At 18.5% G+C, this 20,134-nt stretch carries 16 protein-coding genes; 11 read left to right on the plus strand and 5 right to left on the minus strand.

Going from position 1 to position 20,134, the window contains the following annotated elements; all coding sequences use genetic code 11:
- The first annotated feature begins 238 nt into the window (after window positions 1-238).
- The 7 genes from RJD23_RS00465 (at window position 239) to pheT (ending at window position 8,049) form a co-directional block, all read left to right on the plus strand.
- The gene (locus RJD23_RS00465) at window positions 239-1,285 is read left to right on the plus strand and encodes a 3-deoxy-7-phosphoheptulonate synthase (protein ID WP_343188295.1); all 1,047 of its coding nucleotides are present in this window, start codon (window positions 239-241) and stop codon (window positions 1,283-1,285) included.
- 133 nt (window positions 1,286-1,418) lie between these two features.
- Entirely contained in the window at window positions 1,419-3,335 is a 1,917-nt protein-coding gene (gene thrS / locus RJD23_RS00470) for a threonine--tRNA ligase (RefSeq protein ID WP_343188296.1), read from the plus strand.
- 17 nt (window positions 3,336-3,352) lie between these two features.
- A complete protein-coding gene (gene infC / locus RJD23_RS00475) occupies window positions 3,353-3,901 on the plus strand; it encodes a translation initiation factor IF-3 (protein WP_343188391.1) in 549 nt (182 codons plus the stop codon).
- Window positions 3,902-3,926: 25 nt separating this feature from the next.
- Window positions 3,927-4,124: a 50S ribosomal protein L35 gene (gene rpmI, locus RJD23_RS00480; protein ID WP_343188297.1), complete on the plus strand. Its 198-nt coding sequence runs from the start codon at window positions 3,927-3,929 to the stop codon at window positions 4,122-4,124.
- 36 nt (window positions 4,125-4,160) lie between these two features.
- On the plus strand, window positions 4,161-4,514 hold the full coding sequence (gene rplT / locus RJD23_RS00485) for a 50S ribosomal protein L20 (RefSeq protein WP_343188298.1): 354 nt from the start codon (window positions 4,161-4,163) through the stop codon (window positions 4,512-4,514).
- 141 nt (window positions 4,515-4,655) lie between these two features.
- On the plus strand, window positions 4,656-5,642 hold the full coding sequence (pheS, locus tag RJD23_RS00490; protein ID WP_343188299.1) for a phenylalanine--tRNA ligase subunit alpha: 987 nt from the start codon (window positions 4,656-4,658) through the stop codon (window positions 5,640-5,642).
- Between the two features lie 13 nt (window positions 5,643-5,655).
- Window positions 5,656-8,049 (plus strand): phenylalanine--tRNA ligase subunit beta, encoded by a 2,394-nt coding sequence (gene pheT / locus RJD23_RS00495; protein ID WP_343188300.1) that lies wholly within the window; start codon window positions 5,656-5,658, stop codon window positions 8,047-8,049.
- 94 nt (window positions 8,050-8,143) lie between these two features.
- Here the strand turns inward: pheT and glyS are convergent, their stop codons facing one another.
- Window positions 8,144-10,066: a glycine--tRNA ligase subunit beta gene (glyS, locus tag RJD23_RS00500; protein WP_343188301.1), complete on the minus strand. Its 1,923-nt coding sequence runs from the start codon at window positions 10,064-10,066 to the stop codon at window positions 8,144-8,146.
- 15 nt (window positions 10,067-10,081) lie between these two features.
- Entirely contained in the window at window positions 10,082-10,975 is an 894-nt protein-coding gene (locus RJD23_RS00505) for a glycine--tRNA ligase subunit alpha (protein ID WP_343188302.1), read from the minus strand.
- A 91-nt stretch (window positions 10,976-11,066) separates the two neighbouring features.
- Between RJD23_RS00505 and nfo the strand changes: the two genes are divergently transcribed.
- The 4 genes from nfo to RJD23_RS00525 all read left to right on the plus strand — a co-directional run bounded on the left by nfo (window position 11,067) and on the right by RJD23_RS00525 (window position 14,898).
- Complete coding sequence (gene nfo, locus RJD23_RS00510; RefSeq protein ID WP_343188303.1) at window positions 11,067-11,909, plus strand: deoxyribonuclease IV; 843 nt, start codon at window positions 11,067-11,069, stop codon at window positions 11,907-11,909.
- Window positions 11,910-11,996: 87 nt separating this feature from the next.
- Complete coding sequence (gene rplY / locus RJD23_RS00515) at window positions 11,997-12,296, plus strand: 50S ribosomal protein L25 (RefSeq protein WP_343188304.1); 300 nt, start codon at window positions 11,997-11,999, stop codon at window positions 12,294-12,296.
- Between the two features lie 899 nt (window positions 12,297-13,195).
- Window positions 13,196-13,990: a 16S rRNA (adenine(1518)-N(6)/adenine(1519)-N(6))-dimethyltransferase RsmA gene (gene rsmA / locus RJD23_RS00520; RefSeq protein WP_343188305.1), complete on the plus strand. Its 795-nt coding sequence runs from the start codon at window positions 13,196-13,198 to the stop codon at window positions 13,988-13,990.
- An 83-nt stretch (window positions 13,991-14,073) separates the two neighbouring features.
- Window positions 14,074-14,898, plus strand: coding sequence for a symmetrical bis(5'-nucleosyl)-tetraphosphatase (locus RJD23_RS00525; RefSeq protein ID WP_343188306.1), 825 nt, complete (start codon window positions 14,074-14,076; stop codon window positions 14,896-14,898).
- Between the two features lie 70 nt (window positions 14,899-14,968).
- On the opposite strand, the gene carB is transcribed toward RJD23_RS00525, so the two are convergent.
- Genes carB through dapB form a run of 3 tightly spaced genes read right to left on the minus strand, consistent with a single transcriptional unit; the run spans window position 14,969 to window position 20,091 of the window.
- Window positions 14,969-18,187: a carbamoyl-phosphate synthase large subunit gene (gene carB / locus RJD23_RS00530; protein WP_343188307.1), complete on the minus strand. Its 3,219-nt coding sequence runs from the start codon at window positions 18,185-18,187 to the stop codon at window positions 14,969-14,971.
- A gap of 2 nt (window positions 18,188-18,189) precedes the next feature.
- Window positions 18,190-19,338 carry a glutamine-hydrolyzing carbamoyl-phosphate synthase small subunit gene (gene carA / locus RJD23_RS00535; protein ID WP_343188308.1) on the minus strand — a complete coding sequence of 383 codons (1,149 nt, stop codon included), beginning with the start codon at window positions 19,336-19,338 and terminating at the stop codon, window positions 18,190-18,192.
- Between the two features lie 12 nt (window positions 19,339-19,350).
- Window positions 19,351-20,091, minus strand: a complete 741-nt coding sequence (gene dapB, locus RJD23_RS00540; protein WP_343188309.1) for a 4-hydroxy-tetrahydrodipicolinate reductase — start codon at window positions 20,089-20,091, stop codon at window positions 19,351-19,353.
- Window positions 20,092-20,134 lie beyond the last annotated feature (43 nt).

The following is a 20,134-nucleotide window of genomic DNA, read 5'->3' on the forward strand; positions in this document are numbered from 1 at the left end:
ATTTATTATAAATATTTTTTCAATACAAAATTTATTGTTATTTAAAAATATTTTTTTTTTAAAATTTTCTTATAATTATTTATTATTTTAATTATTTTGCATTTTTGCAAATGTCTGGTAAATTTAAAATTATAGTATATTTTTTGTTTTTTCTTATTAAAAGTTATTTTTGAGTATATATATTTATAATTTATATTTTTATGTATTTTATTTAATAAATATTTTTATAGAGAGTCAAATGAAAAAAATAAACAAATTAAGAATTAATAAAATTGATAAATTAATTACATTATATAAAATATATAATAATTACAAATTAAGTGAAGATATTGTAAATAATATTTATAATTCTAGAAAAAATATTTATAATATAATGAGAGGTAAGGATAAAAGATTATTAGTAATTATTGGGCCATGCTCTATTCACGATCCAGATGCTGCTTTTGATTATGCTAATAGATTATTAGAACAGAGGAAAAAATATAGTTCTAGATTAGAAATTGTTATGAGAACATATTTTGAAAAACCCAGAACAATAGTAGGATGGAAAGGATTAATTGTAGATCCATATTTAGATGGAAGTTTTAAGATAAATGATGGTTTAAAAATTGCTAGAAAATTATTAATAGATATAAATAAAATAGGTTTACCTTTAGCTACTGAATTTTTAGATATGTCTATATGTCATTTTACGCATGATTTAATTAGTTGGGGCGCTATAGGAGCTAGAACTACTGAAAGTCAAACACATAGAGAAATGGCATCTTCATTATCTTGCCCTATTGGTTTTAAAAATGGTACAGATGGAAATATAAAAATTGCTATAGATGCTATAAAGTCCGCCAAACATAAACATTTATTTATAACCTTTGATCCAAATGGAAAAATGTTTGTATATAACACATCAGGTAATAAAAAATCTCATATCATAATGAGGGGAGGTAAAAAACCTAATTACAAAGAAGTTGATATTAAAAATGCAATATTATTATTAAAAAAAAATAATTTGTGTAAAAATATAATGATAGATTTTAGTCATGCTAATTGTTTTAAAAATCATATTTTGCAATTAAAAGTTTCAGAATCTATTTGTTCGCAAATTTGTAAAGGAAACATGTCTATTTCTGGTGTTATGATAGAGAGTTTTATAGAAGAAGGTTCTCAAGACATAAAAGATAATAATAATTTAATTTATGGAAAGTCTATCACTGATCCTTGTTTAAGTTGGGAAGATAGTAAAATCATTTTAAAAGATTTAGCTAATTCTATAAATTGCAGATTTTAGATTGAAATAGTACCAGTTCTTTTAGGCTGGTACAAGTTATTATGAAATATTTTTTTATATATTCTAAATTTTAATTTTTATTAAGTTTCAAAATATTTAATTTTTATTAAACTAATATTAGAAAGGATTTAATATGTCAGTAGTAATATTTCCTGATGGATCTAGAAAAATATATACAGAAAAGTTTTTAACAAAAAATATTTTTAAAAATATTAATATAAAAAATGAATTTTTAATTGCATTAAAAGTAGACAATAAATTAATTGATTTAAACGATTCAATTAATAGATATAAAAAAGTGTTTTTAATAACAAATAAAAAATATAAAATTTTTTTAAAATTAATACGATCTACTTGCGCAAATTTACTATCTCATTCTATTAAAAAAATATGGCCTAATTCTAAAATGGCTGGATTTAAAATTACTACAAATGGTTTTTATTGTGATTTTGATGTTCCAGAAAATTTTAATAATAAACATTTAATTTTAATATATAATAAAATGATAGAACTATGTAAAAGAAAATATGTAATAACTAAAAGATCATTTTCTGTGGATAGATTAATAAAATTTTTTTTTTCTAGAAAAGAAATTTATCAAGTTGAAATTTTAAAAGAAATTAAAAAAAAAAATGAATTTATAAATATTTATTTTCATAATAATTATTTAATTTTTATTCCTGGAGTTCAATTATATAATATAAATTTATGTATAAATTTTTCTTTAACGAAATTTTCTGGAGTATATTGGAAAAATGATAAAAAAAATAAAGTTTTACAAAGAATATATTGTATATCTTTAGATTCTAAAAAAACTCTATTAAATTGTTTAAAAAAAAATGTAGAAAATATTGAAGTAGATCATAGAAAAATTGGATCCAAATTGAATTTATATCATATTCAAAAAGAATCCCCTGGTATGATATTTTGGCATAAAAATGGTTTAATTATATTTAAATTATTAAAGAAATTTATTAGAAAGCATTTGGAAAAATATGACTATGAAGAAGTTTCTACTCCATTAATTATGAAAAAAATTATTTGGGAAAAAAGCGGTCATTTAGGAAATTATGCAGATAATATTTTTAAAACTTTTTCTGAAAATAAAGAGTATTGTATTAAACCTATGAATTGTCCTGGTCACATTCAGATATTTAAAAAAAATATTAAATCTTATAAGGATTTACCTATTAGATTGTCTGAATTTGGAATATGTCATAGAAATGAATATTCTGGATCTTTGCATGGATTAATGAGAATTAGATCTTTCACTCAAGATGATGCGCATATTTTTTGTAGTAAATATCAAATTGAAAATGAAGTTAATAATTGTATTGATATGATATTTGATATATATAAAATTTTTAATTTCAATAATGTTAAAGTGCAATTTTCTACTAGACCTAAAAAAAGTATAGGTAGTGATAGTACTTGGGAATTTTCAGAAAATCTTTTATCTAAAATTTTAAATAATAAGAATATTAAATTTACAATTAAAACAGGAGAAGGTGCTTTTTATGGTCCTAAAATAGAATTTATATTAAAAGATAGTTTAAACAGATTTTGGCAATGTGGAACTATTCAGTTAGATTTTTATATTGCTAAACGTTTAAAAGTTTTTTATATTAACAAACATAATATAAAAAAAAATCCTATTATAATTCATAGAGCTATTTTAGGATCTATAGAAAGATTTATAGGAATATTAATAGAAGAATATAATGGATATTTTCCATTATGGTTAGCTCCTATACAAATTGTTATATTAAGTATAACTGAAAAAAATATAAATTATGTAAACAATCTTTTTGTTAAATTGAAGTCAAATAATTTTAGAATAATATATGATATTAAAAATATTCCATTAAATGCTAAAATAAGAAAATATTCTTATATGAAAATACCATATATTTTAATTTGTGGTGATAGAGAAGAAAAAAATTCTAATTTTACTGTTAGATATATGAGTGGTAAAATTGTTAATAACGTTTTTTTAAAAGATTTTGTAAAACAAACTATTAAAAAAATATATTCTTATAGTTTTTTTTAATTTTGAGGAAATATAGTATTAAATTAAAAAAGAAAATTAAATATGTTCGTTCTAATAGAATAAACAATGAAATACGAGCACAAAACGTTCGTTTAATAGGAATTAATGGTAATTTAATAGGGATAGTTAGTTTAAGAAAAGCTTTATATGAAGCAGAAAAATGCGGTCATGATTTAGTAGAAATTAGTACTAATTCAGATCCAATAGTATGTAGAATAATGAACTATGGAAAGTTTTTATATGAAAAAAGTAAAAGTAATAAAATACAAAATAAAAAACAAAAAAGAATTCAAATAAAAGAAATAAAATTAAGGCCTGTTACGTTTGAAGGTGATTATCAAGTAAAATTGAATAGATTAAAGAAGTTTTTATTATTAGGTAATAAGGTTAAAGTTACTATTAGATTCAGAGGAAGAGAAATGGCTCATAAAGAAATAGGAATAAACATGTTGCTTAGAGTTAAAAAAGATCTATCTTCTCTTTCTACAGTAGATTTTTTTCCAAAAAGAATTGAAGGGAGGCAGATGATTATGCTTCTTTCGTCAAAAAGAAAAAAAAATATTTAAAATTTTAATATTTTGGAATTTAAGTATGCTTAAAATAAAAACGCTAAAAAGCGCATCAAAAAGATTTAAAAAAACTTCCTCTGGGCTATTTAAAAGGAAAAAAAGTAATTTACGTCATTTATTAACTAAAAAAAATAAAAATTATAAAAGAAATTTAAGAAAAAAAATAGTTATTTCAAAACATGATAATAAAAAAGTTAATTTATTTTTACCATATTTATAATTTTTTTGATTTAACATATTTTCATATGGAGAAAACATGACAAGAATAAAGCGTGGTGTTAAATCCCATGCTCGTCATAAGAAAATTTTAAAAAAAGCTAAAGGATATTATGGAGCTAGATCTAGAGTGTATAGAGTTGCTAACCAAGCTGTAATAAAAGCTTCTCAATATTCTTATAGAGACAGAAGACAGAAAAAACGTCAATTTCGCAGACTATGGATAGTTAGAATAAATGCAGAAAGTAGAATTTATAATTTATCTTATAGTAGTTTTTTAAATGGATTAAAAAAATCTAATATAATTATAAATAGAAAAATTCTTTCTGAAATTGCTGTCTCAGATAAAAATTTATTTAAAACTTTAGTTATAGAAGTAAAAAAAGTAATATAATGTTTTAAATGTATATTATAAAATTATATTTTTTAATTTTTATTATTATAATTTGTTTCATTATTTTAATATTAAAAAAGCTTCCTATGTTGGAAGCTTTTTTAATATTAAAACTTCTAGAATCGTTAATAATTTAAAAATATGAATAAAAATAAAATTGAATTTTTTATTACGGTTATAATGGCTATTGTAGATAATATAAAAAATATCTCGTATTTAAAAAAGTTTAAAAAAAAAATTTTAGGTAAACATAGTTACTTATCTAATAAGATGAAGCAATTAAAATTTTTAGAATTAAATAAAAAAATATTTTTTGGAAAAATTTTAAACAAATCTTTTAAAAAAATTAAAATTCATTTTTTAAATCGAGAGAAGAAATTAAAAATTAATTTTGTTAAAAATTATGATATTAATAGAAATTTTGATTATACACTACCAGGTAAAAAACTTTTATTTGGATCATTACATCCAATAACTAAATCTATTTATAAAATAGAAGATTTTTTTTCTAAAATAGGTTTTAGCATAATTAATGGATATGAGATTGAAGATGAATATCATAATTTTAGTTGTTTGAATATACCCAAAGATCATCCATCTAGAAATAAAAAAGATACCTTTTGGTTAAGTGATAATATATTATTACGTACTCAAACTTCTAATATGCAAGTTCATATTATGAAAAATAAAAAATTTCCTATAAAGATAATATCTTCTGGTAAAGTTTATAGAAATGATAACGATATAAAACACACTCCTATGTTTCATCAAATAGAAGGCTTAATTGTTAGTAAAAATATTAGTTTTGCTAATTTGAAATGGATAATATGTAAGTTTTTAAATTTTTTTTTTAAAAAAAAAATTTCTATAAGATTTAGAAATTCATATTTTCCATTTACTGTTCTATCAGCAGAAGTTGATATAAAAGAACAAAATGGTAAATGGTTAGAGATACTAGGATGTGGAATAGTTCATCCAAATGTATTGGACAATATGAATATAGATTATAAAAAATATTCTGGTTGTGCTTTTGGTATAGGAATAGAAAGATTAACAATGTTATATTATGAGACATTAGATTTAAGAAATTTTTTTGAAAATAATTTAAATTTTCTTAAACAATTTTAATAAAGAGAAAAAAATGAAAATAAGTAAAAGTTGGATTGTAGAATGGTTAGATTCTTCAATTAATGTAAAAGATATTTATAAAAGTTTAAACAAGTCTGGTATAGAAGTAGAAAATTTTAAAAAAGTTTTTATTAATAATTATAATTTGTGTTATGGTAAAATATTAAGTAGAAAAAAAATTGTTTTAAGAGATATTTTTTTTTTTAAATATAATGTTAAAATAAAAAAAAATAAATTTTTAAAAATATTATCTAAATTTAAATGTAATGTTAATAAAATATTTGTTTTATCTATTTGTAAAAATTCTTTTCCTCAAAGAATTTTTGATTCTTTACAAAAATATCATCATTCTTCTTCCGAAGGTTTTTTATGTTCACCATTTTCTATTGGTGTTTCTACAAAAAAAAAACAACCAGTAGAATTGTCTGAATATAATAGTATGAATAAAATTATAAATAAAAATTTTTATATTTGTGATTATATAATTAAATTAAATATTCCTTATAATAGAATAGAAGAATTAAGTGTTTTAGGGATTTCTAGAGAAATATATTCTATAAATAATATATTATTTCCTAATTTAATAAATAATAATAAAAATATTTCTTATGTTAGTAATTTTTTTAATGTATACGTTGAAGAAAATATAAATAATTACAGTTATGTGGGTAGAATTTTCAATAAAATAAATTTTTTTGCTGATACTCCAGAATGGATGTTGCATAGATTAAAAATTAATGGATTTAAGAATAAAAATGTTTTAAAAAATATAATAAATTATGTATTTTTAGAATTAGGAGAATCATTTCATATTTTTAATATTGATTCAGGAAATAAAAAAATATTTATAAAAATTTTAAAAAATTTTCAAAAAATTTGTGTAAATAAAAAAATTTTTTTTTTAAAAAAAAATGTGTTAGTGATTTGTAATAAAAAAAAAATATTAGTATTTGGAAATAATTACAATACTGAAAATTTTTATAATAAAAAAAAACATAATAGAATATTTTTAGGATCACTTTTTTTAAAAGATTCAGTGTTTAAAAACTATAAAAAAAATAGTTTTAATGAATATAATATAAATTATTTTAAATATAGTACTAATTTAAAAATTCAGTTGTTTGCATTAAATTACATTACTAAATTAATTTTAAGAATTTGCGGGGGGGATGCTGAGGATATTTTTAACATAAAAAATGTTAGTGAAGTTAAAAAAAAAAAAATTGTTTTATTTAAAAATAAAATTAAAAAAATTATAGGTATAAAAATACCTAATATTATTATTGAAAAAATTTTATATACATTAGGTTATAAATTTTATAAAAATAAATTTGGGTGGAATATAGTAGTTCCTTATTGGAGAAAAGATATTTTAATTGAAGAAGATGTAATATCTGATATATTAAGAATTTATGGAATAGATAGAATATCTAATATTTCACCTTTAGAAAAATGTCAAATACATAAGAATGATTTTTTAAACTATAATATTTTAAAAAAAATAAAATATTTTTTAAAAAATATAGGTTATAATGAAGTAATAAATTATAGTTTTATAGATATATATTATAAAAATATCTTTTGCTCTGATCTTAATGATATAATTATTAAAAATCCTATTTCTAAAAATATGTCTGTTATGAGATCTTCTTTATGGCCATGTTTGTTAAATAATTTTATATATAATAAAAATAGACAACAAGATCATATTCGTTTATTTGAATCTGGATATTGTTTTATAAAAGATAAAAAAAAATATTTAGGAATAAATCAAAAATTTTTACTTTCTGGAATTTTATATGGAAAATTAAATAAATTAGATTGGAGTACAAAGGAAAGAGATTTAGATTTTTATGATTTAAAAGGAGATATAGAGTCTATTCTAAAATTTTTTAGATTAGATAATAATGTAACATTTATTAAAGAAAAAATAAATGGATTAAAAGAAAATTTTAGTTTTTATATTTTTTTAAACAAAAAATGTATTGGTAAATTTGGTAAGTTATCTTCTTCTGCTCTGAAAAAAAATAATTTTAAAAAGAAATTTAATATATTTTTATTTGAAATATATTTTGATGATATAAATAAAAAACAAATTTTTAAAATAAACAAAATTTCTAGTTATCCTAAAATTATTAGAGATATTTCTATTATAGTTTCGGAAAATATAAAATATATTAAAGTAACAGAATTTTTTAAAAAAATATTTAAAAAATATTTGATAGAATTTAAGATATTTGATTTATATACAGGCAGCAAAATACCTAAAGGGAAAAAAAGTATATCTATTAGATTAGTATTACAAAGCTTGAATAAAACATTAAAAGAATCTTATATAGATAATATAATTGAAAACAATATGAAAATTTTAAAATTAAAATTTAATGCTATAATAAAATGTAAATAGAAAGTATTTTTTATAAATATTTTATATTTTAATTTTTATAAAAATGTTGCTAATAAAATTAACAACATATTTTAAATTTTATATAAAATTTAGTTTATATTTTTTTTAAATCAATAATTTTTTTAAATTCTTTTATAATTTTTTGAAGAATTAGTATTCTGTTTGTTCTAATAATTATATTTTTATCATTTATAAATATTTTTTTAAATAGTAAGTTAGTTAATTTACATATTATATTCATATAATAGAATATATTTTTATAATTAAAACATTTTAACATATGTTTTCTTTTTTTTTCGAATATTAAAATTAAATTATATATTTTTTTTTCTATTTGATTATTAATAAATTTTTTATATATTTTATTCTTTTTGCTGTATTTATTATTTTTAGTTATATTTTTTATTCTTTTATATATATTTTTAACATCATTTATTTTTTCGTAATTTGAAACATAAAATATATTTAAATATATGTTTATTGGTATCATATTACATGTTTTTATTGAAGATTTTATTATTTTTTCATTAAAACAATATTTTTTTTTCATTAAATGTAATATTCTTTTTTTAAAATATTTTATAATTTTATTTTTAATATTTTTTTTTATTTTATTATTTTTATATAGTGAAATTGAAATTTTTATTAATTTTTTTATATCTATTCTAATTTTTTTTTCTAATAAAATTCTTATTATACCAATTGTATTTTTTCTTATATAAAATGGATCGTTTTTTCCATTTGGATGTTTACCTATAATGAATATTCCTACTATAGTATCTATTTTGTCAGAAATTGATATAGCGCAAGAAAGATTTGTTTTTGGAATTTTTGAAGTTTTTTTTAATGGATAATATTGTTCTTTTATAGATCGAGCTATTTTTTTATTTTCTTTTTGGATAATTGCATATTTCATTCCTATGTATCCTTGCATTTCAGGAAATTCAAGAACCATATTTGTTAAAAGATCACATTTCGATAATAAAGCAGATCTTATTGCATGTTTTTTATTAATTTTTATATTTTTAGAAATCCATAAAACTATTTTTTTTATTCTTATAGTTTTATTAAATAGATTTCCTAATTTTTCATGAAAAATATTTTTCTTTAATTTTTTTAATCTGCTTATTAACTTATTTTTAGTGTCTATTTTAAAAAAAAAATTTATGTCTTTTAATCTTTCATTTATTGTTTGTTCATTTTCTAATATTATTTTTTTTTTGTTTTCAGAAATTATATTAGATATTATTATAAAATATTTTATTAATTTTCCATATTTAGAGTATAAAGTTATACATTTTTGTGTTTTTTCTATTACATATATTATTAATCTTCTAGGCAATTTCAAGAATTTTTCTTTGAATGAGCCAATATAAATTTTAGGCCATTCTATTGTAGAATTTATTTCATTTAATATACTTTTGTTTTTTTTAAAAGTAGCGTTTATTATATTTATTTTTTTTTTTATATCTTTAACTATTTTTCTTTTTCTTTTTTTAAAATCTATTAATATTTTTCCTTCTTTTATTATTTTTTTTTTATATTCAGAAGCATCATTAATTTTTATGATTTTATTGTTTTTCATAAAAAAATGACCAAATGTATAATTGTGTGAATTTATTCCAAATATTTTTATTTTTAATATTTTATTGTCTAACATAGATAGTATATTTCTTACAGGTCTTATAAATTTGTTTTTTTTTGTATTCCAGTGCATAGATTTTATTATAGAAATTTTTTTTATAGAAATTATTATAACTTTTTTTAATTTTTTGTGTATTTTATATTTTTTTTTATTTTTTTTTATTTTTTTTTTAAAATTATCTTTTTTAATTAATATATTTTTTATTTCTATTATTAATCTCCTTGAAGTTGCATACCAAAATATTTTTTTATAATTTATTTTTTTTTTTTTTAATTCATTAATTATATTTTTATATAGAGATTTTATTATTGACAATAAATTTTTTGATGGTAATTCTTCTGTAATAATTTCTAATATAAATTTTTTTTTCAATTTTTTTTCCTCATGTTATTTTTCTTTATAACTTGCATTATTTTTAATACAATACTTTATTGCAATTTTTTTAGATAGACCTCTTATTTTAGAAATGTAATTTTGTCTTTCTGTGATAGAAAAATATTTTCTTGATTCTAATATATTAAATTTGTGTGTTGCTATTAACATATATTCATAAGATGGAAATATTAATGGATTTTTTAACATTATTAGTCTTTCAGACTCTTTAACATTTCTTTTAAAAGATGTAAATATTTCTTTTATATTAGCGAATTTAAAATTATAAGAACTTTGCTCTATTTCATTTTGTAGGTATAAATCTTTATATTTTATCTTATGTTTTTTATTTTTATTCCAGATCAATTTATATATGTTGTCTATATTTTGTATATGCATAGCAATTCTTTCTAATCCATATGTTATTTCTATAGTTGAAGGATTACATTCTAAACTACCTATTTTTTGGAAATATGTGAATTGTGTTACTTCTATCCCGTTTATTCTTATCTCCCATCCTATACCAGACGCTCCTATAGTTTTATTTTCCCAATTATCTTCAATAAATCTTATGTCTTGTTTTTTAGGATTTATATCAAGTTTTTTTAAAGATTTTATATATAATTCTTGTATATTTTTTGGAGGTGGATTAATTACTACTTGCATTTGATAATAATGTTGTAATCTATTTTTACTATTTGCATTTCTACTATCTGATGGTCTTCTGCATGCTTGTAAATAAATTCTAGAAAAATTTTTTGATAATATAGAATTAAAAAATGTTTCTTTATGAAAGGTTCCCGCTCCTACTGGTAGATCTATTGACGGTACTATAGTACATCCATTACTTTCCCAATATTTTTCTAAAATTTTTATTATTTTTTGTAATGTTTTTTTTTTATTATTCATATTTTTAAAAAATTTTTTATAAATTATTTATATGTTAATATATAAATAATTTTAAATACATATTTTTATTAAATAATTTTTAAAAATTTATATGAAAAAATATATAGGCTCTCATTTCAGCTCTGTTGGAGGTTTAGATACAGTTTTTAAGAAAGCTAAAAAAATTAATGCTGATGCAATATCATTTTTCGTAAAAAATCCAAGAAGATGGTTTGAAAATGATATTAATTATGATACTATAAAAAGTTTTAAGAATAATTTGAAAAAATATAATTTTAAATATAGTCAAATTTTACCTCATGCTGGTTATTTAATAAATTTATGTAATCCTATAAAAAAAAAATTAAATTTATCAAAAACATCTTTGTTGCATGAATTAATAAGATGTAAAAATTTGGGAATAAAATATTTAAATATTCATCCAGGTAATTATTTAGAAAAAGATAATTATAAATTTTGTTTAAAAACAGTTTCTAATTCTATAAATGAAGTTTTATCACAAATTGATGATATTTCTATAGTAATAGAAAATACATCTGGACATGGTACTAGTATAGGATATAGTTTTGAACATTTATATGAAATTATTAATTCAATAAATCATATATCTAGAGTTGGAATTTGTATAGATACTTGTCATTTGTTTTCTTATGGTTATGACATTAGTACTATTGAAGGGATAGAGAAAGTATTTTATAGATTTAATGATTTGATTGGTTTTAATTACCTCAAAGGATTGCATTTAAATAATTCTATAGGATGTCTTGGTAGTAAAATAGATAGACATGAAAATTTAGATTTTGGCCTGATAAAAAAATCTGTTTTTTCATTTATAATAAAAAATAAAAAGTTTAATGAAATTCCTATAATCTTAGAAACAAAAAAAAAAGAATATAGAAAAAATGAAATAAAATGGTTAAAATCATTTATTTAATGTAATAAAAATAAATTTATATATTATAATAGTATATTTCATGAAAATAAATTTTATATTTTTTTTCAATGTTTATTAAGGAAAAATATGGAAACAATTTTAAATGTTAATATTAGAAATTTAATTGGAACTAATAATATTAATAAACTAAAAAATCAAAATAAATGTCCTGCTATATTATATTCTATAGAAAATAAATCTGTTCCAATAGAATTAGATGAAAAAGAAATATTTAAATTAAAATTTATGAAAAACATTTATTTAAAAAAGATTTTTATTATTTTGAATAAAAAAAAATATTTAGTAAAAATAAAAGAAATACAAAGACATGTATTTAAAAATAATATATTACATATAGATTTTTTATTTATTAAACAAATTTATTAATTTTTTATTAAAAAATTTCGGCACGTATTTACTAATTTTATTCTATTTTAATATTTTTACGTGCCGCGTGCAAATATTTTTTTACATTTTTTGAAAAATAAAATATTATATTATTTTAATATTACCTCTTTATTTAATAAATCATTTTAATAAAAATGTATTATTACAATTTTTAATATTATAATAATATATATTAAAAATATATTTATTTGTTTTTTCTTTTTTTTTGCATTTTTTAAATATTTTGTTTAAAAATAATATTGTTAATATAAATACTATGTATAATTAAAATTATAAAAAACAATTTAAATTTTTTGTATATATAAAATATTAATTATTATAATTGCAATTACTTTAGCAGAAAAATGTATATATACTTATAATATATATTAAATAAAATTAGATACATTTTTTTATAGTATTTTTAAAATTCTAAACAGTAATGAAATTTTACATCTAGTAGGTGTTATTAATTTGCTTAAGAATATCGTTAAAATGCTATATTATATATTTATATTAAATTTTTTTATTAATAATTTATTTTTTTAAATATATCATATTTATATATAAAATTTTTAAATTTATATTTTAAATAATATTAATATAATAGTGTTATAAGTATACTATTGTATTTTTATTTTCAAATGTATATATAAATTTATTTTTTATAAAATAAATATAAATATGATAAAAGACTACAAAAAAATATATAAAAAATATTATTAAAAAATTATGTTCTATTTATTTATTAATTAAATATATAATATATTTTTTATATTTCTTTTATTTAATAATGTTTAAAATTTGTTTTATTTTTTTTTATTTAAAAAATTTATTTTAATTTAATAAAAATTTTAATAACATATTTTTTTTTATATATATTTTATGAGGAAATTGTTTTGAAAAACTTTTTATACAAAAATTTTAAGATTAAAAAAGAATTAGGTCAGAATTTTTTGATAGATTATAATGTTAAAAATAATATCATAAATTACATAAATTTAAAAGAAAACGATACAATTTTTGAAATTGGGCCAGGTTTTGGGCATTTAACAGAATTTTTATTTAAACATGTTAAAAAATTGTCAGTTATAGAAATAGATGACAAATTAACATATTTTTTAAAAAAAAAATTTTTTAACAAGAGAATAAATATTTTTAATAAAAATGTTTTAAAATTTAATTTTTTTAAATATAATACTTCTAATAATTTAATTAGAATAGTTGGAAATTTACCGTATAATATTTCTGTTCCTATAATTTTTCATTGTTTATCTTTTATTAAAATAATTAAAGATATTCATTTTATGGTTCAATATGAAGTTGGTAATAAAATTTCTGCCCCTGTGAACAATAAATTTTATAGTAAGTTGAGCATATTTGTACAATATTATTTTTTAGTAAAAAAGATATTTAAAATAGATTCTAAATCGTTTTATCCTTCTCCTAAAGTTAAATCTTATTTTATAAAATTAATACCTAGAAAAAAAAATATTTATAAAAAGATAAATATAAATAATTTTAAGTACATAGTTTCTACAGCATTTCAGCAAAGAAGAAAAATTTTAAAAAATAGTTTATCCAAAATTTTTAGTGAAAATACTTTAATAAATTTAGGAATAAATCCTTTTTTAAGAGCTCAAAATTTAACAATTTTAGAATATTGCGTTCTCACAGAGAATTTTTCTAAATAAAAACATTAATTATTTTATTGATTTAAAAATTTTTTATTGATATAATATTAGAAATATATTTTTTGAAATTTTGTTTATAAAAAATGAGCATTTATTTTGTTGGAGATGTACATGGATGTTACAAGCAATTAAAAGCTTTATTAGAGAAAGTTGAATTCAATTATAGAAAAGACAAATTATGGATAACTGGAGATTTAGTATCTAAAGGTCCAGATTCTATGAAAGTATTAAACTTTTTAAATATTAATAAAAATTCTATAAAAACAGTTTTAGGTAATCATGATTTAAACTTGATTAGATTATATTTTAAAAATATTATTTATTCAAATAAGATTAGTAATTTAGAATATAATTATTTTGATAATAATTTTAGAAATATAATTAATCTATTGAGATTTCAACCTATTGTAAAAATGGATTTTAAAAAAAAATTTATACTATCACATGCTGGTATACCACCTCAATTAGATATTTACACTGTTAAATTATATGCCAAAAAAATTGAAAAAATCTTACGATCTGATGATTATGAAAAAATTTTAGAATTATTAACTATGATGCATAATAACATTTGTATATGGAATAAAAATTTATCTATTAATGAAAAATTAAAATTTGCAATAAATAGTTTTACAAGAATGAGGTATTGTTTTAGTAAAACTAAAAATTTAGATTTAGAGTATAAAGTTTTTCCTCCTGAAATTTCTAAAAATCATTTGATTCCATGGTTTTTAATTAAAAATAAAATACCTAAGGATTTTTTTTTAATTTTTGGTCATTGGTCTTCATTAAATGGTAGGTGTTTAGTAGATAAATTTTATGCTTTAGATACTGGTTGCTGCAAAGGAAATAAATTAACTTTATTAAGATGGAAAGATAAAAAAAAATTTTATGAGCCATTTTATTAAAATTAATTATTTTATAAACAAAATTATATAAATTTTTTTAATTTTACATAATTTTGTTTATAATAATTATTTATGTTTTATGTAATTTTTGTAATGATATTATGTTTTTTGTTGGATCTGATTTTAAAGATTTTACTGTAGCTATAGCTGAATTTATTGTAGTATCAAAATGAATATTATATTTTATTGCATTTTTAATTATTTTAAAAGAACTTTTTATAGATTCTTTACTATTATTTACAGTATTTATTATATAATCATATTTTTTGTTTTTTATGTTATATAAAATTTTTGATTTTGGTTCATTCATTTTTTTTACTATTAATGTTTTTATTTTTTTATTTTTTAAAAATTTATTTGTGCCAATTGTAGTTTCAATAAAAAATCCTATTTTTTTTAATTTTTTATATATTTTTACAATATATTTTTTATCAAAATTATTTACAGATATAAAAGCTCTTTTTACTTTTTTAATATTTGTTTTAGTAGATAATATTATTTTTGAAAATGCTTCAGAAAAATTTATTCCTATTCCCATTATTTCTCCAGTAGATTTCATTTCCGGGCCTAAAGCATATCCTGTATCATAAAATTTATTAAATGGAAATATTGATTCTTTTACAAAAACGTGTGATAAGATTTTTTTTTTTATAATTTTTTGTTTATTAATAGAAATTCCACAAATTACTTTTGTTGCTATTTTTACTAATGGTAGTCCTATAGCTTTTGAAACAAATGGTATCGTTCTAGAAGCTCTTGGATTTACTTCTAATATATATATTTTGTTTTTTTTAATTGCAAATTGTATGTTTATTATGCCTACAATTTTTAAATAAATAGATATTTTTTTTACTTGATTCTTTATTTTTTTTATAATTTTTTTACTTAATTTATATGTAGGAATAATACAAGCTGAGTCTCCAGAGTGTATTCCAGCGTTTTCTATATGTTCCATTATTCCAGCTATAAAAACTGTTTTTTTATCACAAATTGCATCTACATCTACTTCTACAGCATTTTCAATATAATGATCTATTAAAATTGGTGTTTTATTATTTTTTTTATAGAATTTTTTAAAATATTTTTTTAATTGGTTATCATTATATATTATTTCCATATTTTTCCCTCCTAACACATATGATGGTCTTACTATTATTGGATATTTTACTTTTTTAGATTTTAATAAAGATTCCTTTAGTTTTAAAGCTGTAGAATTTTTTGGTTGTTTTAGTTTTAATTTTTTTATAATTTTTTTAAAATATTTTCTATTTTCTGTTTTTTTTATACTTCCTATTTTTGTTCCTAAAATTTTTATTTTATTTTTATGTAATTTGCCTGCAAGTTTTAATGGTGTCTGACCTCCATATTGTATTAAAACTCCTAAAGGATTTTCTATTCTTACTATATTTAATATGTTTTCTAATGTAATTGGTTCAAAATATAATTTGTCTGAAATGTTATAATCAGTTGATACTGTTTCAGGATTGCAGTTTATCATTATTGCTTCAAAATTTATTTTTTTAATTGCTAATGCTGCGTGCACACAACAATAATCAAATTCTATTCCCTGTCCTATTCTATTAGGACCGCTACCTATTATTAATATTTTATTTTTTTTTTTCGTAGGATTAGACTCACATTCTTTTTCCCATGTGGAATACATATATGTAGTTTGAGTTGGAAATTCAGCAGAACATGTATCTATTCTTTTATATACAGGATATAAATTATATTTTTTTCTAATTTTTCTTATTTTATGTTCTTTTACGTTTTTTAAGAACGCTATTCTAGAGTCTGAAAAACCATTTTTTTTTATTTTTTTTAAAAAATTTTTGTCAAAATTTTTTATATTTTTTTTTATAATTTTTTTTTCTAATTTTACTATTTCTTTAATTTGATATAAAAACCATTTATTTATATTTGTTAATTTTTGTATTTTGTTTATGTTAAATCCAAGTCTTATAGAATCTGCTATATAAAAAATTCTATCAGGCCCTGCTTGTTTTAGCTCAAATTTTATTTTTTTTTTGTAATTTTTTTTAAATTTATTTATTTTTGAAATTAAACCATTTGTATTATTTTCTAAGCTACACAAACCTTTTTGTAAAGATTCTTTAAAATTTCTACCTATAGACATTATTTCTCCAACTGATTTCATTTGTGTAGTTAATCTATCATTACAGTTTTTAAATTTATCAAAATTAAATTTTGGTATTTTTGTTACTATATAATCTATAGAAGGTTCAAAAGATGCTGTTATATTATTTTTAGTTATATCATTTTTTAATTCGTCTAAAGTATATCCTATAGATAATTTTGTAACTATTTTTGCTATAGGAAATCCTGTAGCTTTAGACGCTAATGCAGAAGATCTAGATACTCTTGGATTTATTTCTATAACTACAATTTTTCCATTTTTAGGATTTATAGCAAATTGTACATTAGATCCTCCTGTTTCTATTCCTATTTCCTCTAATATTAAAATTGAATAATTTCTTAAATTTTGATATTCTTTATCCGTTAAAGTTTGGGCTGGAGCTACTGTAATGGAATCTCCAGTATGTATGCCTACAGGATCAAAATTTTCTATAGAACATATTACTATACAATTTTTATTTATATCTTTTATTATTTCTATTTCATATTCTTTCCAACCTATTAAAGATTCATCTATTTGTAATTGATTAATTGGAGAAGCTTCTAAACCAATTTTACATATTTTTTTAAATTCATCTAAATTGTTAGCTATTCCACTACCATTACCACCCATAGTAAAAGATGGTCTAATTATACATGGAAATCCTATCTTTTTAACAATTTTTTTAGCTGATTGTATATTTTTTGCGATTCCATATTTTGCAATGTTTAAATTTATATTTTTCATAGATTTATTAAACAGTTTTCTATTTTCAGATTTGTTTATAGCATTTATTGAAACTCCTATAATTTCTATTTTATATTGGTCTAAAATTTTTTTTTCATTTAATTTTGTAACACAATTTAATGCTGTTTGACCTCCCATGGTAGGTAATATTGCATCTGGTTTTTCTGTTTCTATAATTTTTTTTATTATTTTCCAATGTATAGGTTCTATATATGTTGCATCAGATATTTCTGGATCTGTCATTATTGTAGAAGGATTAGAATTTATTAAAATAACTCTATATCCTTCTTCTTTTAGAGCTTTACAACATTGTGTTCCAGAATAGTCAAATTCACAAGCTTGACCAATTATTATAGGACCAGATCCTATAACTAAAATAGATTTAATATCTTTTCTTTTTGGCATTTTTATTTCTCTAATTTTTTTTTATTTTTTATCATTATTCTAATAAATTTTTGAAAAATGCTATTAGCGTCATTAGGACCTGGATTTCCCTCAGGATGTCCTTGAAAGCTTATTACATTTCTATTTTTTATAGAAATACCTTGTATAGTATTATCTAATAAAGAAACATGTGTAACTGTTATTTTTTTATTTATTTTTTTATTCATTCTAACTGAAAAATTATGATTTTGTGATGTGATTAATATTTTGTTTGTATTTAATTCTTTTACTGGATGATTAGATCCGTGATGGCCAAATTTCATTTTTATAATTTTCATTCCACTCGATAATGATAATAATTGATGACCTAAACAAATACCTAACATTGGTATTTTAGTTTTTTTTAATATTTTTTTTATTATCATAGATTCTTCTTTATATTCATTAGGATCACCAGGTCCATTAGATAGTAATATTCCATCTGGAGAATATTTTAAAATTTCTTTTATTTTAGTATTAGATGGTACTATTATTAATTTACAATTATTATTTGATAATATATTCAAAATACTATTTTTTATTCCATAGTCATATACAATTACGTTTAAAATACTATTTTTGTTTTCTTTATGTTTTTTTTTAAATAAATTTTTATATATATATATATATTTAGTAGATATTTTTTTTATTTTTTTTTCCTTGATAATATTTTTAAAGGATATAATTTTTTTTAAAGCTTTTTTATAATTTTTTTTTTTATTTTCAAAAATACATCCTATTTTAGTGCCAAATTTTCTTATTATTTTAGTTAATTTTCTAGTATCTATATCATATATAGAAATTATATTATTCTTTTTTAAAAATTTATTTAAATTTATTTTACTTTTATAATTACTGGGATGTTTAGTAATATTTTTTAATATTAAACCACTCAAATGTATTTTATTAGATTCATTATCTTCACAATTTATTCCAGTGTTTCCTATATGTGGTGATGTTAATAAAACAATTTGATTAAAATATGATGGATCAGTAATTATTTCTTGATATCCAGTCATTGATGTATTAAATATAATTTCACCAACACACATATAATTCGAACCTGCTAATTTTCCATAAAATTTTTTTCCATTTTCTAACATTAAAACAGCTTTTTTTGTTTTTTTTGCCATAATATTATTTTTTTATTTATTAATTACGTTTTTCATATTAAATAATCCATTTGTTCTTTTGTAAGACCATTTTGCTGATTTTATAGCTCCTAAAGCAAAAATTGATCTATTTTTTGCTTTATGTTTAATTTCTATTTTTTCATATTTGTTTGAAAATATTATTTTATGTTTCCCTATTGTATTGCCTATCCTTTTAGAAATAAAATTTATTTTTTTATTTATAGATAATTTTTTTTTTATAGTTTTCCCTATTTCTATAGCTGTTCCTGATGGAGAGTCTTTTTTGTTTTTATGATGTTCTTCTACTATTTTAATTTTTAAATTTTTTAATTTATTAACTATGTTTTTTAAAATTAAATGTATCAAATTTATTCCTTTGCTGAAATTTGCAGATTTTACTATACAAATTTTTTTAGAAGAATTTTTAATAAATTTTTCTTGAGTTTCATTAAATCCAGTAGTTCCAATTATTATATTTTTTTTATGCTTAATACAATATTTGATATTTTTAATAGTATTTTTTTTTTCAGAAAAATCTATTAAAATATCAAATTTATTATTTTGATTTTTTAAAGAATATTTTGTTGGAATGAAATTTTTTATTTTTTTTATTTTTATATTTTTATGTTTATTTTTTTTTATTAAAAGCAATCCTATTGTTAAATCATTTCTTTTTTTTATTTCTTTTATTATTATTTTGCCCATTCTTCCATTTGCGCCAGATATTGCTAATTTAATTTTTTTATTTTTCATGTTATATATGTTCGTTTCACTGTAGTATTTTAAATGTTAAAAT

Origin of the sequence: Buchnera aphidicola (Ceratoglyphina bambusae), from assembly GCF_039363085.1 — a bacterium.
In the GTDB taxonomy this organism is placed as follows: Bacteria; Pseudomonadota; Gammaproteobacteria; order Enterobacterales; family Enterobacteriaceae; genus Buchnera_G; species Buchnera_G aphidicola_E.

What these genes read in the sequence shown, in the direction of transcription:
- RJD23_RS00465 (WP_343188295.1), top strand. Translation starts at nt 239, where the DNA reads ATGAAAAAAATAAACAAATTAAGAATTAATAAAATTGATAAATTAATT.
- thrS (WP_343188296.1), top strand. Translation starts at nt 1,419, where the DNA reads ATGTCAGTAGTAATATTTCCTGATGGATCTAGAAAAATATATACAGAA.
- rpmI (WP_343188297.1), top strand. Translation starts at nt 3,927, where the DNA reads ATGCTTAAAATAAAAACGCTAAAAAGCGCATCAAAAAGATTTAAAAAA.
- rplT (WP_343188298.1), top strand. Translation starts at nt 4,161, where the DNA reads ATGACAAGAATAAAGCGTGGTGTTAAATCCCATGCTCGTCATAAGAAA.
- pheS (WP_343188299.1), top strand. Translation starts at nt 4,656, where the DNA reads ATGAATAAAAATAAAATTGAATTTTTTATTACGGTTATAATGGCTATT.
- pheT (WP_343188300.1), top strand. Translation starts at nt 5,656, where the DNA reads ATGAAAATAAGTAAAAGTTGGATTGTAGAATGGTTAGATTCTTCAATT.
- RJD23_RS00505 (WP_343188302.1), bottom strand. Translation starts at nt 10,975, where the DNA reads ATGAATAATAAAAAAAAAACATTACAAAAAATAATAAAAATTTTAGAA.
- nfo (WP_343188303.1), top strand. Translation starts at nt 11,067, where the DNA reads ATGAAAAAATATATAGGCTCTCATTTCAGCTCTGTTGGAGGTTTAGAT.
- rplY (WP_343188304.1), top strand. Translation starts at nt 11,997, where the DNA reads ATGGAAACAATTTTAAATGTTAATATTAGAAATTTAATTGGAACTAAT.
- RJD23_RS00525 (WP_343188306.1), top strand. Translation starts at nt 14,074, where the DNA reads ATGAGCATTTATTTTGTTGGAGATGTACATGGATGTTACAAGCAATTA.
- carB (WP_343188307.1), bottom strand. Translation starts at nt 18,187, where the DNA reads ATGCCAAAAAGAAAAGATATTAAATCTATTTTAGTTATAGGATCTGGT.
- carA (WP_343188308.1), bottom strand. Translation starts at nt 19,338, where the DNA reads ATGGCAAAAAAAACAAAAAAAGCTGTTTTAATGTTAGAAAATGGAAAA.
- dapB (WP_343188309.1), bottom strand. Translation starts at nt 20,091, where the DNA reads ATGAAAAATAAAAAAATTAAATTAGCAATATCTGGCGCAAATGGAAGA.